Origin of the sequence: Chryseolinea sp. T2, assembly GCF_037203685.1 — a bacterium.
Taxonomy (GTDB): Bacteria; Bacteroidota; Bacteroidia; order Cytophagales; family Cyclobacteriaceae; genus Chryseolinea.
In genome coordinates this window covers 356187-371264 of the sequence record NZ_JBBCAU010000007.1, presented here as the reverse complement: position 1 = coordinate 371264, position 15078 = coordinate 356187, and the positions used below count along the sequence as shown (strand labels likewise).

General features: G+C 47.8%; 12 protein-coding genes. 2 read left to right on the top strand and 10 right to left on the bottom strand.

Annotation, left to right across the window (positions count from 1 at the left end; all coding sequences use genetic code 11):
- Positions 1–30 precede the first annotated feature (30 nt).
- Both WBG78_RS22815 and WBG78_RS22810 read left to right on the top strand, forming a co-directional pair.
- Positions 31–711 carry a response regulator transcription factor gene (locus WBG78_RS22815; RefSeq protein ID WP_337328813.1) on the top strand — a complete coding sequence of 227 codons (681 nt, stop codon included), beginning with the start codon at positions 31–33 and terminating at the stop codon, positions 709–711.
- On the top strand, positions 711–2117 hold the full coding sequence (locus WBG78_RS22810; RefSeq protein WP_337328812.1) for a sensor histidine kinase: 1407 nt from the start codon (positions 711–713) through the stop codon (positions 2115–2117). Before WBG78_RS22815 ends, WBG78_RS22810 begins: the two co-directional genes overlap by 1 nt.
- Positions 2118–2150: 33 nt before the next feature.
- Here WBG78_RS22810 and WBG78_RS22805 read toward each other — a convergent pair whose 3' ends face one another.
- From WBG78_RS22805 to WBG78_RS22760, 10 genes are all read right to left on the bottom strand, one after another.
- The gene (locus WBG78_RS22805; protein ID WP_337328811.1) at positions 2151–3869 is read right to left on the bottom strand and encodes an ATP-binding protein; all 1719 of its coding nucleotides are present in this window, start codon (positions 3867–3869) and stop codon (positions 2151–2153) included.
- Complete coding sequence (locus tag WBG78_RS22800) at positions 3866–4990, bottom strand: sensor protein KdpD (RefSeq protein WP_337328810.1); 1125 nt, start codon at positions 4988–4990, stop codon at positions 3866–3868. Before WBG78_RS22800 ends, WBG78_RS22805 begins: the two co-directional genes overlap by 4 nt.
- Before the next feature lie 3 nt (positions 4991–4993).
- Positions 4994–6115, bottom strand: a complete 1122-nt coding sequence (locus tag WBG78_RS22795) for a porin (protein ID WP_337328809.1) — start codon at positions 6113–6115, stop codon at positions 4994–4996.
- A 1-nt stretch (position 6116) separates the two neighbouring features.
- On the bottom strand, positions 6117–6689 hold the full coding sequence (locus WBG78_RS22790) for a K(+)-transporting ATPase subunit C (RefSeq protein WP_337328808.1): 573 nt from the start codon (positions 6687–6689) through the stop codon (positions 6117–6119).
- A 23-nt stretch (positions 6690–6712) separates the two neighbouring features.
- Positions 6713–8776, bottom strand: a complete 2064-nt coding sequence (kdpB, locus tag WBG78_RS22785; RefSeq protein WP_337328807.1) for a potassium-transporting ATPase subunit KdpB — start codon at positions 8774–8776, stop codon at positions 6713–6715.
- A 16-nt stretch (positions 8777–8792) separates the two neighbouring features.
- Positions 8793–10487: a potassium-transporting ATPase subunit KdpA gene (gene kdpA / locus WBG78_RS22780; protein ID WP_337328806.1), complete on the bottom strand. Its 1695-nt coding sequence runs from the start codon at positions 10485–10487 to the stop codon at positions 8793–8795.
- A gap of 16 nt (positions 10488–10503) precedes the next feature.
- Positions 10504–10668, bottom strand: a complete 165-nt coding sequence (gene kdpF, locus WBG78_RS22775; RefSeq protein ID WP_337328805.1) for a K(+)-transporting ATPase subunit F — start codon at positions 10666–10668, stop codon at positions 10504–10506.
- A gap of 344 nt (positions 10669–11012) precedes the next feature.
- Positions 11013–12347: a sigma-54-dependent transcriptional regulator gene (locus tag WBG78_RS22770; protein ID WP_337328804.1), complete on the bottom strand. Its 1335-nt coding sequence runs from the start codon at positions 12345–12347 to the stop codon at positions 11013–11015.
- 9 nt (positions 12348–12356) lie between these two features.
- Entirely contained in the window at positions 12357–13964 is a 1608-nt protein-coding gene (locus tag WBG78_RS22765) for a beta-N-acetylhexosaminidase (RefSeq protein WP_337328803.1), read from the bottom strand.
- A gap of 134 nt (positions 13965–14098) precedes the next feature.
- Complete coding sequence (locus WBG78_RS22760; protein ID WP_337328802.1) at positions 14099–14995, bottom strand: AraC family transcriptional regulator; 897 nt, start codon at positions 14993–14995, stop codon at positions 14099–14101.
- Positions 14996–15078 lie beyond the last annotated feature (83 nt).

The window sequence follows — 15078 nt, the reverse complement described above, 5'->3', positions numbered from 1 at the left end:
ATTGCTGAAATTGTCCGAAAAAGGACTGCAATGAGAATTCTGGTGGTCGAGGATGAGGTGCAGGTGTCTTCATTCATCAAGCAGGGACTTGAGGAGCAATCATTCGACGTGGATGTCGCTTACGATGGCGCCATGGCAGAGAGGCTTGCTTTGAGTCGCGACTACGACGTCGTCGTCCTTGATCTAGTGCTTCCCGGAAAGAACGGGCTCGAACTTTGCGCCATATTCAAGAAGGAGAAACCCTCAATGCCGGTCCTCATGCTTACTACACTGGGGACAACTGCGGACAAGGTTTCCGGCTTTGATGCGGGCGCGGATGATTATCTGCTTAAGCCTTTTGAATTCGCAGAGCTCGTTGCACGCATCAAAGCACTCGCCCGTCGGCCATCTGCACCCGGAACACCTGTTAACAATGTTTTCAGATTCGAAGATCTCAGACTCGATATCGATAAAAAGACGGCACGTCGTCACGATGCGGTGATCAAACTATCAGCAAAGGAGTTCGCTCTGCTCAGATACTTCATGGAAAATCCCGGAAGAGTTATACCGCGACAGGAGCTTGCAGAGAAGATCTGGAAAGTGAAATTCGAAACAAACACCAACGTGGTCGAGGTGTATATGAACATGCTTCGAAACAAGATCGACAGAGACTTCGAACCCAAATTGCTGCAGACACGCATTGGCCTGGGATACGTCTTAAGTAAGGACTAATGAACATTCGGACCCGCCTTACCCTGATATTTTTCAGCATAGTGATCATCGTGCTGACGGCGATATCGGCATCTATCTATGTCGTGTCGTCAAATTTCAGGAAGGAGGATTTCTTCAGGAGACTGCGGAACAGGGCAGTCAACACGGCCAAGCTACTGGTCGAAGTGGAAGAAGTTAACCCGGATCTGCTCAGACGAATAGAGCAAAACAATCCGGCCAGTTTGCCCAATCAATACATCGTAATTTATGATCATGACGGAACGGAACTATACCGTTCCGAAAACACAGAGCGTTTTCCCATTGACGACCGCCTGTTGTCAAGGATACGGGCCAAAGAGAACGTCGAATTCAAATATGAAGAACTTGACGTGATTGGATTTTTGTTTCAAAGCAAGGACGAACGTTACGCGATTGTTGCAGCAGCAAGCGATGTGTATGGAGGAGATGCGCTCCATTATCTCAGAAACACATTAATAATCGTCTTTCTGATATCCGCTGTATTTGTCTCTTTGATGGGATGGGTATTTGCCGGCCGTGTGCTGCGCCCTATTTCAAGGATCGTCAGTGATGTCGACAATATTACAGAGATGAATCTCAGCCGACGTGTAAACCAGGGAAACAGCAGTGATGAGCTAGGTAAGCTCGCAGCGACATTTAACAGGATGTTGCATCGTATTCAAAGCGCATTCTCCTCTCAGAAAACTTTCATTGCCAACGCTTCACACGAGATCAAGACGCCGATTACGGTGATGTCTGGAGAGATCGAAGTGGCGCTGCTCCAGGACAGGGACAAAGATTATTATGTAAATACACTGCATTCAGTTTTAAGAGGCTTGAAATCCTTGAACAGTTTATCGACGCAATTGCTGGTACTCGCTCAAACGGACTCCGACAAACCCATGCGCAATGTGGGTGTTATCAGAATAGATGATATACTCTGGGAAGCAAAGGACGAGTTGGCGAAAGTTCATCCGGAATATATGGTTGAGATCCAGCTTCCGATGAGCATCGGCGATGATTCGCTGTCGTTGCAGGCTGACGAGCAATTGTTGAGGATAGCCCTCGTGAATCTAATTGACAACGGATGTAAATATTCCGACGACAACCGCGTGGAGGTGAAGGTAAGAGCAAATCAGCCAACACGCATCGTGCTTGACATCGTTAACAACGGACCGGGTATTGCTGACGATATGGTGGATAAGATCTTCGACCCGTTCTTCAGGGCACATGCAACCAAAACCATTAAAGGTTCGGGTATAGGACTCTCGTTGGTGAAGAGGATTGTGCACATGCATGGTGGGTCAATTAGTGTGAAGTCGGTTCCCTATCAACAAACGGTGTTTACGCTGGAGTTTCCCATTGTCACTGCTAAGCCTTCGAATGGGACAGCAAGCTTAACAGAGTAATAACAGGAAGTGCCGGCTAATCCTGAGGCATCATCAGTTTGCTTTCAGTAATTCAAACGAGAACGTACTCCCTTTTCCCACCTCGCTGGAGACATGGATCTTACCGCCTTGTGCCTCGATAAATTCCTTTGAGATTGCCAGTCCCAGTCCCGTTCCATTCGGAGTGCCGGGAACCTGAAAGAACTTCTCGAATATCCGGCCAAGGTGCTTTTGTTCAATGCCATCGCCATAGTCGGTAACTATAAATTGTACAGACCCATCTGACTGCTGGCACATAACTTTAACCACTCCATTTTCATGACTGTGGCGGATCGCGTTGGTAAGCAGGTTCACCAGCACCCACGTTGTCTTGTCGGCATCTGCCTGAATTCGGGGCATTTCGGAGGAGGTGGGATAATCAATGCTGATGTGCTTTCTCTCCGACTGGAACTTTACAGCCTCCAGAGCACGCATAACGAGATCGTTGGGATCAGAGGGGCGGATGGAAAGCTTAATGTTTCCCGTTTCTACCTGGCTAAGATCAAGCAGCTCGTTCGTGATCTTCGAAAGCCGTGACACTTCATCACTCAAAGTTTGGGTGATGTTCTTTTGCTCACCATTGAGTTCACCTACCCGTGTGTCCTGCAACAGCTTCACGCACATCTGAAGAGACGCTATCGGAGTTTTAAGCTCATGCGAAATAGTGGCAATAAAGTTTGTCTTTGCAAGGTCCAGCTCCTTATAAGAGGTGACATTCTTCAGCAGAATAACGGTACCAATGTTCACTTTGTCTTTTTCGCCGGTAGGGGTGTAGTTCACGGCGATCGCTTCTCGGGAATAGTAATTCTCTTTTCCTTTTACAACTGCTTTGATGAGTGCGCTTTGCTCAGAGCTATGATCAGTTTTGATCAGGTTCCGGAGCAGGTCGTTCTCCAACGCGACGTCGGGAGCATAATGGTCAATAATGCGGCTTCTTTCAAGGTTGAGAATTTCCGTAGCCTCATCGTTGGCAAATATGATCTTGTTCGTTTGGTCGAGACCGATAACCGGGTCGCTCATGCGATTGATGATCGTCTCAATACGCTTTTTTTCGAAGATCACCTTAGCCAGGTTGCTGTGCTCATATTCATCCAGCTTTTCGGCCATTCGGTTAAAGGCCTCCGCGAGCTCTTCAAATTCATCTTTCCTGTCGAAGTGCAGCCGCTCTTCATAGTTCTTTCCCGCTATGGACTTGATACTCCTGGTCAGCTGCGATATGGGATTAGCAACATAACCTGGAAAGTTGATAATGAAGGTGAATGCCGTAAGTGTGCAGATGGTAGCAATAACAATCAGATAGGTGGACGCATTGCTGGCAGTACGCTGGGTCGTTTCGTTCTTTTTCTTGATTGCCTGCATGTTCAGCTCCTGAATATCCAATGAGAGCCGGCGCATCTCATTAATATCTTTTGAATTGACCCCTGCATTCCTCATCCGCTCAAACACTACACGGAGCTCACTGGTGAATTTCCTTTCCCCTGACTCGGTTATGTTCGCCTCCTGAAAGCGCATTACGCTGTCCATTGCCAATAGGTTCTTCTCCGACGTCAGGTTAGCGCTGTCGCATCTGTCCATGATGCTCTTCGTATACTGCAGGCTCTCGTAATTGTCAGCCAGAATGTTCTGCGATTCGTTGGAGAGCCGGTTCAAATAGAACAGTCCAACGCCGCCGATGCCGAGTATTACGGCGAAGAGAAAAATTACTCCAAGCCTGACTTTTGTCTTGATTGTCATGATAGTATAACAATATCGATATCTGAATTGGAAAGTTTGTTCAGGAGCTGATTGAAAACATTGGTATTTAGAATTACGCGCCACAATCTCAGGTGTGGTTTGCCTATGCAAACCGTTGTGATCTGTTTTTCAAGCGCTACCCGTGCGATCACACTTGGGATGTTGTTGTCTTTTATGCGGATCACCTCGGCACCCAGCTCAGTCGCCATTTTGAAGTTGTTGATAAGATGACGCTGGACTGAAAGCTTAATTCGGTTAGGATCCTCGCGCCTGGTCTCCACATACAGCACGTACCATTTGGAATTATAATAGCCTGCGAGTCGCGCTGTCTTCCGGATGATCATCTTTGCAATTTCGTGATTGCTGCTGATACAGGCGAGTAACCTTTCGTGACGGAGTTTACTATTGACAGAAATTTCGTTGTCGACTTTGCGTTCAACCTGAGCGGCAACTTCCTTTAATGCAAGTTCCCTGAGCTGAAGGATCTTCTCCGCCTGAAAGAAGTTTCGTAGCGCAGTTTCAATCTTTGACGCGTGGTATATTTTCCCTTCCCTCAACCGCGTGATCAGCTCGTCTGCAGTTAGGTCAATGTTCACGGTTTCGTCCGCCAGCTGAAGAACACGGTCCGGCACCCGTTCGCGGACTTCGATTCCGGTGATCCTTTGAACATCTTCATTCAGACTTTCAATATGCTGAATGTTCATGGCGCTGATCACACTAATACCTGCGTCGAGGATCGTCAGCACATCCTGCCAGCGCTTTTCATTCTTGCTTCCTTCTATGTTGGTGTGTGCAAGCTCATCAACAATGACAACTTCCGGATGTGCGTTGAGAATAGACTGAAGGTCCATTTCTTCAAGCTCCTTTCCCCGATAAAATGCCTTACGCCTTGGAATGACCGGCAGGCCGTCGATAAGATCGTGCGTCTCTTTACGATTGTGCGTTTCAATGTAGCCGATTTGAACATCAACGCCATTCTTCAGCAGGCTGTGAGCTTCCAGCAACATGCGATAGGTCTTTCCAACCCCCGCACTCATGCCAATGTATATCTTGAACTTCCCGCGCTTCGACTTTCGAATGAGGTTTAGAAAATGCTCTACCGATTTTTCCTTTTGTTCCATGAGCTAAAAACCGATGGCCAGGGAAGTAGTGATGAATGAATTACTTTTTACGGCCTCTGATTCCCTGGTGAAAATGGCATCCTTGCTATTGAAGTTACGAAACTCGAGTCGCCATAGCGCGTTGTCCGTAATTTTATAGTCGAGATTAGCAGATAGACCGGTGGTTTTGAATCCATTGGGTGTCCCCGTCGCTATGATGATGCCGGTTTCATCCGCGTAGTATTCGGCGCGGACATCCATGGAAAGCCTGTCTGTTATGGTAAGACGGGCAATGGCGATCGGCGCCCACCAGTCATCGTAGCCCTCGGAGTGAGGTGCACTTTGCTGGATGCCGTAGTCGAAGCCTAACGTGAGGCCTAGTCGTCGGTTGAACTGAACGATCGCATAGGAATTGTGAAAGTATCGCATGAGTCTTGCACTGTCGGGAGAATCGGTTCCGATAAACGTGCTCGAGTTAAATAGCAATCCGTCCGCTGGCCTGAAGGTCAGCTGTGTTCCGAAGGAGGGAAGTGAATTTCCTTCGAGTCGTTGCATCCGTTGCCATCCATTCAAAATCATTCCCGATACAAACCATTGACCGTTAGATGTTGTATAGGAGATTTTAACACCTGATTCATAGTAAGGCGTGTTGTCGGCGACAAGACTTCTGGTTAGGTTCCACGAATCTTTACCGATTGCACTTTCAAATCCAATATGTGATGTGAAGATACCGGCGTCGATCCATAGTTCTGCCTTTTGCGACAGTCTTACTCCGGCATTCCCCTCGAGGATATTCTTCAGCACTCCGGGCTCATTAGACAGGTTTGTGTTAGCGTATGTACCGGTCATGAGAGCCAGATTGGCCCTTAGCGTTTGCGACTGATACGCAGCCTTCAGGAAGCCAAGGTTTACGTTCACCTCGTTGTGCCGGTTGAACGAATAGATAAAAGGCGCCTTGTTTCCATCGGCGGGTCGATTGAAGTCATAGCTGTAGTACGCTTCGACATAGCCGCTCCACGTAAGTGTTTTGGTCGAGTCCTGCGAATAGACAGCATGTGATACGATAAATGCGAGGAGGAACAGATATCGATCCTTAATAATCGGTTTTCGGAATTGAGTTGATCGGGCACTATATCGATTTCTCATGTCATTTTGAGGATTGAAGTTGATCGAGCGCAATGTTTAATCGAAGTACATGAACGCGTGCAGTGCCCAGTCCAAGGATAGGCTGCTCAATATGTTCAGCAACGAGCTTGCTCACGAGATCTTTATCCATGTGCCTGACTTTTGCGATACGCTCAACCTGTATCAAGGCTGCTTGAGGAGATATATGCGGATCAAGTCCGCCTCCGGATGCCGTGACGAGATCAACGGGTATTTCCCTTTTTGCAGTGGTAGGGTTATGCAATAGGAAGGTATCTATTCGCGCTTTCACAGTTTCGAGATATTCAGGATTCGAAGGTCCCTTATTGGACCCTCCTGTTGATGCGGCGTTGTAATCGACGGCGGAGGGTCTGCCGTTAAAGTATCGGTCCTGATCAAACTTTTGACCGATCAGCTCAAAGCCGACGACGCGTCCATCGACTATCACTTCTTCACCGTTTCCTCCATTTGGAGCAACGACTATGGCGATGCCATTAATAACGAACGGATAGACAACGCCAAATAACACCATAGTGATCAGGGTGATCTTAATGGCTGGAAGCAAATGCGTTTTCATGATGCAGGGATTTATTAACTTCTTTAAATGATTGAGGCAATGAGCAGATCGATCAGTTTAATGCCAATGAACGGAACGATAATTCCGCCGAGTCCATAGATAAAGAGATTTCGTGCGAGCAATGCGCCCGCTCCAATAGGCTTGTAGGCAACACCACGAAGGGCAAGTGGTATTAGTATCGGGATTATAATGGCGTTAAAGATGACTGCCGAGAGTATGGCACTTTCGGGACTCGCAAGATTCATGATGTTCAATGATTGCAAGGCGGGGATTGAAGCCATGAACAGAGCAGGAACAATAGCGAAGTACTTTGCTACATCGTTGGCGATCGAGAAGGTAGTGAGTGTGCCACGCGTGATGAGCAATTGTTTGCCTATCTCAACCACTTCAATCAGTTTGGTAGGATCGTTGTCCAGGTCCACCATGTTACCTGCTTCCTTCGCTGCCTGGGTTCCACTGTTCATGGCAACGCCAACGTCAGCTTGGGCGAGTGCCGGAGCATCGTTTGTTCCGTCTCCCATCATGGCAACGAGCTTCCCCTGAGCCTGTTCCTTGCGTATGTATTCTAATTTGTCCTCAGGTTTCGCTTCAGCAATGAAGTCATCAACTCCTGCCTTTTGAGCAATGAACTTTGCAGTAAGCGGATTGTCACCGGTAACCATTACGGTTTTGACACCCATCTTCCTCAGTCGCTCGAAGCGTTCGGTGATGCCGGGCTTCACAATGTCCTGCAGCTCAATGGTACCCATAACCGAGCCGTTGTGCGATACAACCAGTGGTGTACCTCCATTCGAAGAGATACTATCAACTGCACTTCTGACTTCGTCGGGAATTTTGTGTCCTTTGGATTCAATCAGTTTTCGGATGGCATCGTAGGCTCCTTTCCGGATGCTTCGTCCATCGAGGTCGATGCCCGACGTTCTCGTTTCCGCAGAGAACTTAATTATTCTTGCCTGAGGCAGCCCGTAGGTGAGATCGGCGTTGCTTCCCATCTCAGCCGGGTGTCTGAAACCTTTCGATGCGGCAAGCTCGATAATTGATTTTCCTTCCGGGGTATCATCTGCAAGAGAAGCTATGGTGGCAGACTCAATAAGGTCGTCTTCGGCGACGCCATTCGCGGCGTAGAAGCGCGTAGCCTTCCGGTTGCCAATGGTGATCGTTCCAGTCTTGTCAAGTAATATGGTGTCAAGGTCTCCCGCGGTTTCAACAGCTTTCCCTGATTTGGAGATCACATTTGCCTGTAGCGCCCTGTCCATGCCCGCAATGCCTATTGCTGAGAGCAATCCGCCAATAGTTGTTGGGATCAGACAAACAAACAACGCTATGAGCGCGCCAATCGAAATAGGTGTATGTGCATAATCTCCGAATGGCTTCAACGTAACGGTTACCAGCAGAAACACAATGGTGAATCCGGAAAGCAACAAGGTCAGTGCAATTTCGTTCGGAGTCTTCTGGCGACTGGCACCCTCCACGAGTGCTATCATCTTGTCCAGGAAGCTTTCGCCTGGCTCGGTCGTGACGAGTACCTTGATCCTGTCGGAAAGAACTTTCGTTCCACCGGTAACTGAACTCTTATCGCCGCCGGCTTCTCTGATTACTGGTGCAGATTCTCCGGTGATGGCGCTTTCATCCACAGTTGCAATGCCTTCTATGATCTCACCATCAGAAGGAATAATATCCCCAGCTTCGCAGAGAAAGACGTTGCCTTTCTTAAGGTCATTGGAAGCTATCGTCTTAATGCTGTTCCCCGAGATCAGCTTTGCCGGCGTATCCTCCCGTGTCTTTCGCAGGGAATCTGCCTGCGCTTTCCCGCGCGCTTCGGCAATCGCTTCTGCAAAATTGGCGAACAGTAAAGTTATTAGCAGTACACTGAAGATGATGACATTGTACAGGGGAGATCCCTGATCGCTGTAGCTGAATGAATAGATGGAAACGAACAACATGATGGCCGTTCCGATCTCAACACAGAACATAACCGGATTCTTCATCATCACCATCGGGTTGAGTTTGATGAATGATGCGCTGATTGAAGCCTTCACAAGGTCCGGCTCAAACAGCCTGATATCTTTTTTAATTCTCTTCGTCATGGTACTAGTATTTTTATCACATGGATAGGTATTCGGCGATAGGACCCAGTGCCAGCGCCGGAAAGAATGATAATGCGGCAACAATGATGATCACCGATAAGAGCACGGCAACAAAGGCAGGACTTTCAACCTTCAGTGTACCGGAACTCTCAGGCGTATATTTCTTTGAAGCAAGCGAACCGGCAATTGCCAATGGACCGATGATAGGTATAAATCTTCCGAACAGCATGGCGAGTCCGCAGAGGACATTCCAAAACGGTGTTGCATCACCAAGTCCTTCGAAACCGGATCCATTGTTAGCGGCGGATGAGGTAAACTCATACAGCATCTCGCTGAAGCCGTGGTAGGAGGGATTGGCAATCCATCCGATCTCAGGATCGCGTGCATGCACATGTGATGCGATGGCAGTGCCAACGAGAATCAGCAACGGATGAAGGATGGCCACAAGTGCCGCAATCTTCACCTCCCGTGCCTCTATCTTTTTGCCAAAGAGCTCCGGCGTCCGGCCGACCATGAGTCCGGCGATAAATACGGCAATGACGACAAACACGAAGAAGTTGATAAAGCCAACACCGGCTCCACCATAGATCGCATTGATCATCATGTCGAGAATATAGACACCTCCGGAGATCGGTGTCTGACTGTCGTGCATGGAGTTCACGGACCCGTTCGAAGTTGAAGTAGTGGATACTCCCCACATGGCACTTGCAGCTGCTCCGAATCGCACTTCCTTACCTTCCATGCTTCCCGAAGAATTGTCAATACCCATGGCCGTGATCAATGGATTGCCCTTCGACTCGAAATGGACAGCTACGACAACAAATGCGACGAAGACAACTGTCATTGCCGCGAAGAACGCATAGGCAACCCGTGGTTTTCCGATGTAAAATCCGAAGGCAAACACCAGCGCGATCGGTATGATGAGTATGGAGAAGTTTTCGACGAAGTTTGTGAGGTAGTCAGGATTTTCGAATGGATGCGTTGAGTTCGGTCCGAAGTATCCGCCGCCATTTGTGCCGAGTTGTTTTATGGCCACCATCGCTGCCACCGGACCGCGCGCAACCTGTACGGTGTCGCCCTGAATTGTGATCACCTGGGCGGCGCCCTGAAAGGTAGAAGGCGTACCTCGCACCGCGAGGAATGCAGCAACGGCGATCGACAACGGAAGGAGTATGCGCGTACAGCTTCTCAGGAACAGATTGTAGAAGTTGCCGAGATCGCTTGCCTGTCGCTGAACAATGCCCTTAAAGAGCGATGCCATCGCTGCAATACCGGTACCCGCACTCACAAACTGCAGGAAACAAAATACCATCAGCTGCGTGAGGTAGCTTGCTCCAGTTTCTCCGCTATAATGTTGAAGGTTTGTGTTTGTCATGAAACTGATTGCGGTATTGAAGGCCGTTGTCGGTTCCATGTTCGAAATGCCATCCGGGTTCCAGAAGGGATGCCACGATTGAGTCAGCAGAATGGCCAGCGCCCACAAAAAGAAAATAAGGTTGAGCACTAATGTGGCTTTCAGATTTTCCTTCCAGTCCATGGGCCTCGTTGCATCGATGCCGCACAGCTTGAAGATCCCCTTCTCCAGAGGTGACATAAAGTCGAGCCACGTTCTTTCATTGCGAAATACCTTCACGCAATATTTACCGAGTGGAATGGCGAGAAGTACTGTTACAGCAAAGAGTATTGTTATGCCTAATATTTCAGAGTTCATGATAGTTACAGTTAGATCAAAATCGTTCGGGTTTGATCAGTGCATAAACCAGGTAAGTGAATACCAGGGCGCCGATGATTAATAGAATGGTCATCATAGTGTTAATTGTTTTTGTATGATCATCACAGCTATAAGCGTTTCTGGCAAGCACCTCAGCGTTTAAGTGTTTCAGCGTGATCATATCAGATCTTTAAATATTTTCGAAGGCATCAACGAGTTTGAACAAGAGCCAGAAGCCAAACAGGCCGAGCAGTAGCATCATCAGAGTCATCATAGGTTATTGCAATTTTATTCATGACCCCCTGATGCCAAACGCCGTGCGGAAATCAGGGGTGCCTGGAAGTCAGAGAGTTGTAGAATGTGCCTAAGGGAAACCCTTCGGAATCCGAAGGGTCAATTTCGGAAACGGTATAGCTGTTATTCGATTTGTTGGCGCAGAAGAAAGTCCGCCCTAATGCTATTACCGGGCCGGATGGTCAGATGTACAAAGTGAAGGTTGGAGGCAGTGCGTAGGCGCGTATTTCGCTATTTCGATAACGTCTCGAGGGCGTAGTCCTTTATTTTCTGATACAATGTAGTAAGCCCTATACCCAATAGTTTTGCCGTTTGAGTTTTGTTGCCGTGAGTGTGCTGAAGTACTCTGATGATGTGCCTCTTTTCAACTGATGCAAGCTCAAGCGAGTTGTTGTCTGTCTCGATGTTGAAATCCGCAGGAAGCAGTGATGCTTCAAGTTCTCCATCGGCCAGTATCACGCTTCGTTCAATTACGTTTTTCAATTCGCGGATGTTTCCCTTCCACGGATGCTGCTGCAGTGCTTTGAGAAATGCTGCCGACGGTTTGGGATCTGGTTTATTTGTCTTGAGAGAAAACTGCCTTATGAAATATTTTGCAAGCGCAGGGATATCGTCGCGCCTGTCTCTCAAAGACGGCAATGCAATAGTAAAGACTGATAAGCGATAGAACAGATCCTTCCGGAACGTGCCGTTCTCCGATTCCTCTTCAAGATTGCGATTGGTGGCGGCTATAAAGCGTACATTGATCTTCCTTACTTTGCTTTCTCCCACACGATAGAACTCACCGGTTTCCAATACGCGAAGTAACTTGGCCTGAAGATCGATATTCATTTCACCGATCTCATCCAGAAACAAAGTTCCTTCGTGAGCTTCCTCTACATACCCTTTCTTTGATTTCGTCGCGCCTGTAAACGCTCCTTCAGCGTGACCGAAAAGTTCACTCTCAAGAAGGTCCCTGGGAAACGCGCTGCAGTTGAGTGCTACAAACGGTTTCGTCTTGCGTGCGCTTTCGTAGTGAATGGCCTGTGCAAATACTTCTTTGCCTGTTCCGGTTTCGCCGAGTAGTAACACCGTTGTGTCTGTCGCCGATACTTTTCTAGCCAGTTCAACGCAGGCTTTCAATGACTTGTCTTCTCCCAATATGTTCGTGAATCCAAACTTTGACTGAAGTTGCGTTTCTAAACTCACCAGTCGCTGTTGAAGAATTGCTTTTTCCGACGCTTTGCTCAGTAATGGAATGATCTTCTCCTGATGCTCGCCTTTTGTGAGATAATCAAATGCCCCGTTCTTGATCGCCTGTACACCATCCTGGATCGTGCCATACGCTGTTAAAACAATCACCTCTACTGCGGGATAATCTTTCTTGATCGTCGTAGTTAAATCAACTCCATTTCCATCGGGCAGCTTTACATCGGAGATCACCACGTGAATGCTTTCTCTGTGAAGGATCTTCAATCCATCCTTAGCTGTTGCTGCCTGCAGCACCGCGTAGCCTTCAAGTTCGATCACCCGGGCAAGCAGTTTGCGCAGGTTCTCTTCATCGTCGATGATCAATACGTTTGCCACGTTGCAAAGTTAACGACTAGTTTTGAACAACTCCGATGCCTTCTTCGCCTTATCCACCCTCAGTTTAAATTGATCGACAGTCGGCGACGCAGCCCTTGACCATATGCGTTCCGCTAAGATGGCTTTCGGAAAATCAGCATAGCCATCGAACCATTCCGACGGCATGCGTTCCGCCTGATCTGCCCAGATACAAATCTTGAATCCCAATACATTCTCATGACGTGATGGCTGCCACTTCTCGTAGTTGGCTTTCGAATCAAAATAGGCATAGTCGCCCAACTTCTTTCCATAGCCGGGGGTTATGTAAAGCGCTCCTTCACCAGATTCTATTGTAACTACCGACTTGTATCCGTCCTTAAGCGTGGCCTCCATGCTTTCAGCATTCCAGATGTTAATGACAACATCTTTATCAGGGATGACGCTGTATTTGTTTTGCTGCTTTTCATTGGGTGAATAATTCCACCATGTCCACATTTGCGAGCGTTTGCCACGACTCTTCACGTGGGCGTTCATTTCATTCATGAAGTTCACGATCACATCGCCTGGATATTTAAAACCGAGCTTGCGTGTAGCCTCCATAAGTTCCGGACAGGCTTCCTTCTGATCATCATACTGCCATTCATCGCCGCCGATATGAAAATAGGGTCCATTGAACAGAGGGATGAATTCATCGAGCAGCGCCTTCACCCAAATCTTCGTTTCAGGTTTGGTCACATCGAGTATCCACGCCTGACCCTTTGCATTGGTAGAATCTCCCTGCCATCGGGCCTCACGCATGGACGCACAACTAAACCCAAGGTTAGGGTTGTAGTTTGTGATGGCCGTTGCATGACCGGGCAGATCGATCTCCGGTACAATTATCACGTGATATTTCTTAGCGTAGGATTCTATCTCGGCGATGTCCTTTTTAGAGTAAGATTCTTTAGCTGCGAGCCCCGGATACAATGTGCTCTGCAGTCTGAATGAATGCCATTCTGTAAAATGAAGGTGAAGTAAGTTCATCTTGTACCAGGAGAGATCGCGAATAGTCTTCTTGATATAGTCCACCTCGAAGAACTTGCGTCCAATGTCAAGCATCACACCGCGCTCTTTATAAGCAGGAAAGTCATAAGCTGTGCCCCTTGTCAGGCTGAGCTTGTCTTTACTTTGAACAAGACTTTGAAGGATGGTTTGCATCGCGTAGAAAAAGCCATTTGATGTAGATGCTGTGACAGTCAACTGGCCATCGATTATCAGCCGGTAGGCCTCCGGTTGATTGGAAGCGTCCGGGGATTGAATGAATTTGATGTCGCCATCGTGTCTGGCGATTGCTTCCTGCCTGATAGGCAGGCGCATTTTGGTAATGGTGAATAGATCTTCGCTGAATATATCCAGATCCTCTTTTATGATATCGAAAACAGCAGGATCGACGACAATTGATGATTTTTCTGTGATGCTAAACTTTCCCTTTTTGCTCGTCCATTCCTGCAGCGCCGGGACAACATCCTGCTGCGCGAGGAGGGATGGCGCTGCTAACAGTAAATGCGCGAGTGAAAGGAATACCACCCTGAGAGTGTTGAATACTTGTCTGAGAAAGAATGTTTGTTTCAAAGAGATGAACAGAAGTCTGACGGACATGAGTGCGTAGATAAGCTTGCAAATAAGCGAATCGAAAATAGCATTCAATGACAATATAAATGCTACAATTGAGATCTTAAGTTGCTTCTGCCTGGTGTGTGTCGGTGTGTCTTATGGAACTTGTGCCTTCAAATTCATCTGGCCTTAGGCACCTTCTGCTGTGATTGTTTTTGATAATCGCTGGGTGTGGTCTGCATGTGCCGCTTGAACTGCTTATGGAAGTGAGAAAGGTTATTGAAGCCGCTTTCGAAGCAGACCTGACCTATGTCCAGGTTGCCTTGCATAAGCAACTCACACGCATAAGCGATCCTTAACTCGGTAAGATATTGGACGTAGGTCTTGCGCGTTCTTGTTTTGAAGTATCGGCAGAAGGCAGCAGGCGAATGATTGGTAAGTGCTGCCACCTCTTCAAGTGTGATATCATTGCGAAAGTGTTCAACCGTATAATGATATACTTTATTGATCCGTTGTGACGACTTCTCATGCACCGTGCTCACGTAGTTCACGGCGTTCAGATATTCGAATTCCTCAGAGCGTGCGAGATAATTAAGTAAAGACAACGTTTCCAGTATCGCCTCCGTTGAACTCTTCTTACCGAGCACTGCAAGTCTTTCCGCAGCAACCGCGCTGGTTGCCCCGGTGAACTTCAATCCCCTTAGTGCGCGGGTCAGCAAATCGGCGATCGGTTTGAATTCTTCAACAACAAAGAATCCGCTGCCAAGAAAATCTTCTCTGAACTGAATAACAACGCTGGAGGGCAGTTCATGCGGATGGTCGTTGTAATAGGCGCGATCGCGTTGACGGGTATGGGGAACGTTCTTTCCGATTAGCAACACTTCACCTTCTTCCATGCGGTGTATGCTATTGCCAATGAAGTTCGTTCCTTTTCCTTTGACGCAGTGTAACAGCTCAATTTCAGGATGATAGTGCCAGGGATTATTATAAGGGATTTCGTCTCCCTTCACCACGATCGACTTCAGTAAGGGTGGCGTAATCTTCAGTAAGTGAGGTCGCTGCGGGAGTCGATTCATTGGGTTGTGTACAATTACTGCAGTCTGAAAGAATGGAAGGCTAAAATGTGCAAAAAAAGCATCAATATCAATCAAAATAGCAG

What these genes read in the sequence shown, in the direction of transcription:
- WBG78_RS22815 (WP_337328813.1), top strand. Translation starts at nt 31, where the DNA reads ATGAGAATTCTGGTGGTCGAGGATGAGGTGCAGGTGTCTTCATTCATC.
- WBG78_RS22810 (WP_337328812.1), top strand. Translation starts at nt 711, where the DNA reads ATGAACATTCGGACCCGCCTTACCCTGATATTTTTCAGCATAGTGATC.
- WBG78_RS22805 (WP_337328811.1), bottom strand. Translation starts at nt 3,869, where the DNA reads ATGACAATCAAGACAAAAGTCAGGCTTGGAGTAATTTTTCTCTTCGCC.
- WBG78_RS22800 (WP_337328810.1), bottom strand. Translation starts at nt 4,990, where the DNA reads ATGGAACAAAAGGAAAAATCGGTAGAGCATTTTCTAAACCTCATTCGA.
- WBG78_RS22795 (WP_337328809.1), bottom strand. Translation starts at nt 6,115, where the DNA reads ATGAGAAATCGATATAGTGCCCGATCAACTCAATTCCGAAAACCGATT.
- WBG78_RS22790 (WP_337328808.1), bottom strand. Translation starts at nt 6,689, where the DNA reads ATGAAAACGCATTTGCTTCCAGCCATTAAGATCACCCTGATCACTATG.
- kdpB (WP_337328807.1), bottom strand. Translation starts at nt 8,776, where the DNA reads ATGACGAAGAGAATTAAAAAAGATATCAGGCTGTTTGAGCCGGACCTT.
- kdpA (WP_337328806.1), bottom strand. Translation starts at nt 10,487, where the DNA reads ATGAACTCTGAAATATTAGGCATAACAATACTCTTTGCTGTAACAGTA.
- kdpF (WP_337328805.1), bottom strand. Translation starts at nt 10,668, where the DNA reads ATGATCACGCTGAAACACTTAAACGCTGAGGTGCTTGCCAGAAACGCT.
- WBG78_RS22765 (WP_337328803.1), bottom strand. Translation starts at nt 13,964, where the DNA reads ATGTCCGTCAGACTTCTGTTCATCTCTTTGAAACAAACATTCTTTCTC.
- WBG78_RS22760 (WP_337328802.1), bottom strand. Translation starts at nt 14,995, where the DNA reads ATGAATCGACTCCCGCAGCGACCTCACTTACTGAAGATTACGCCACCC.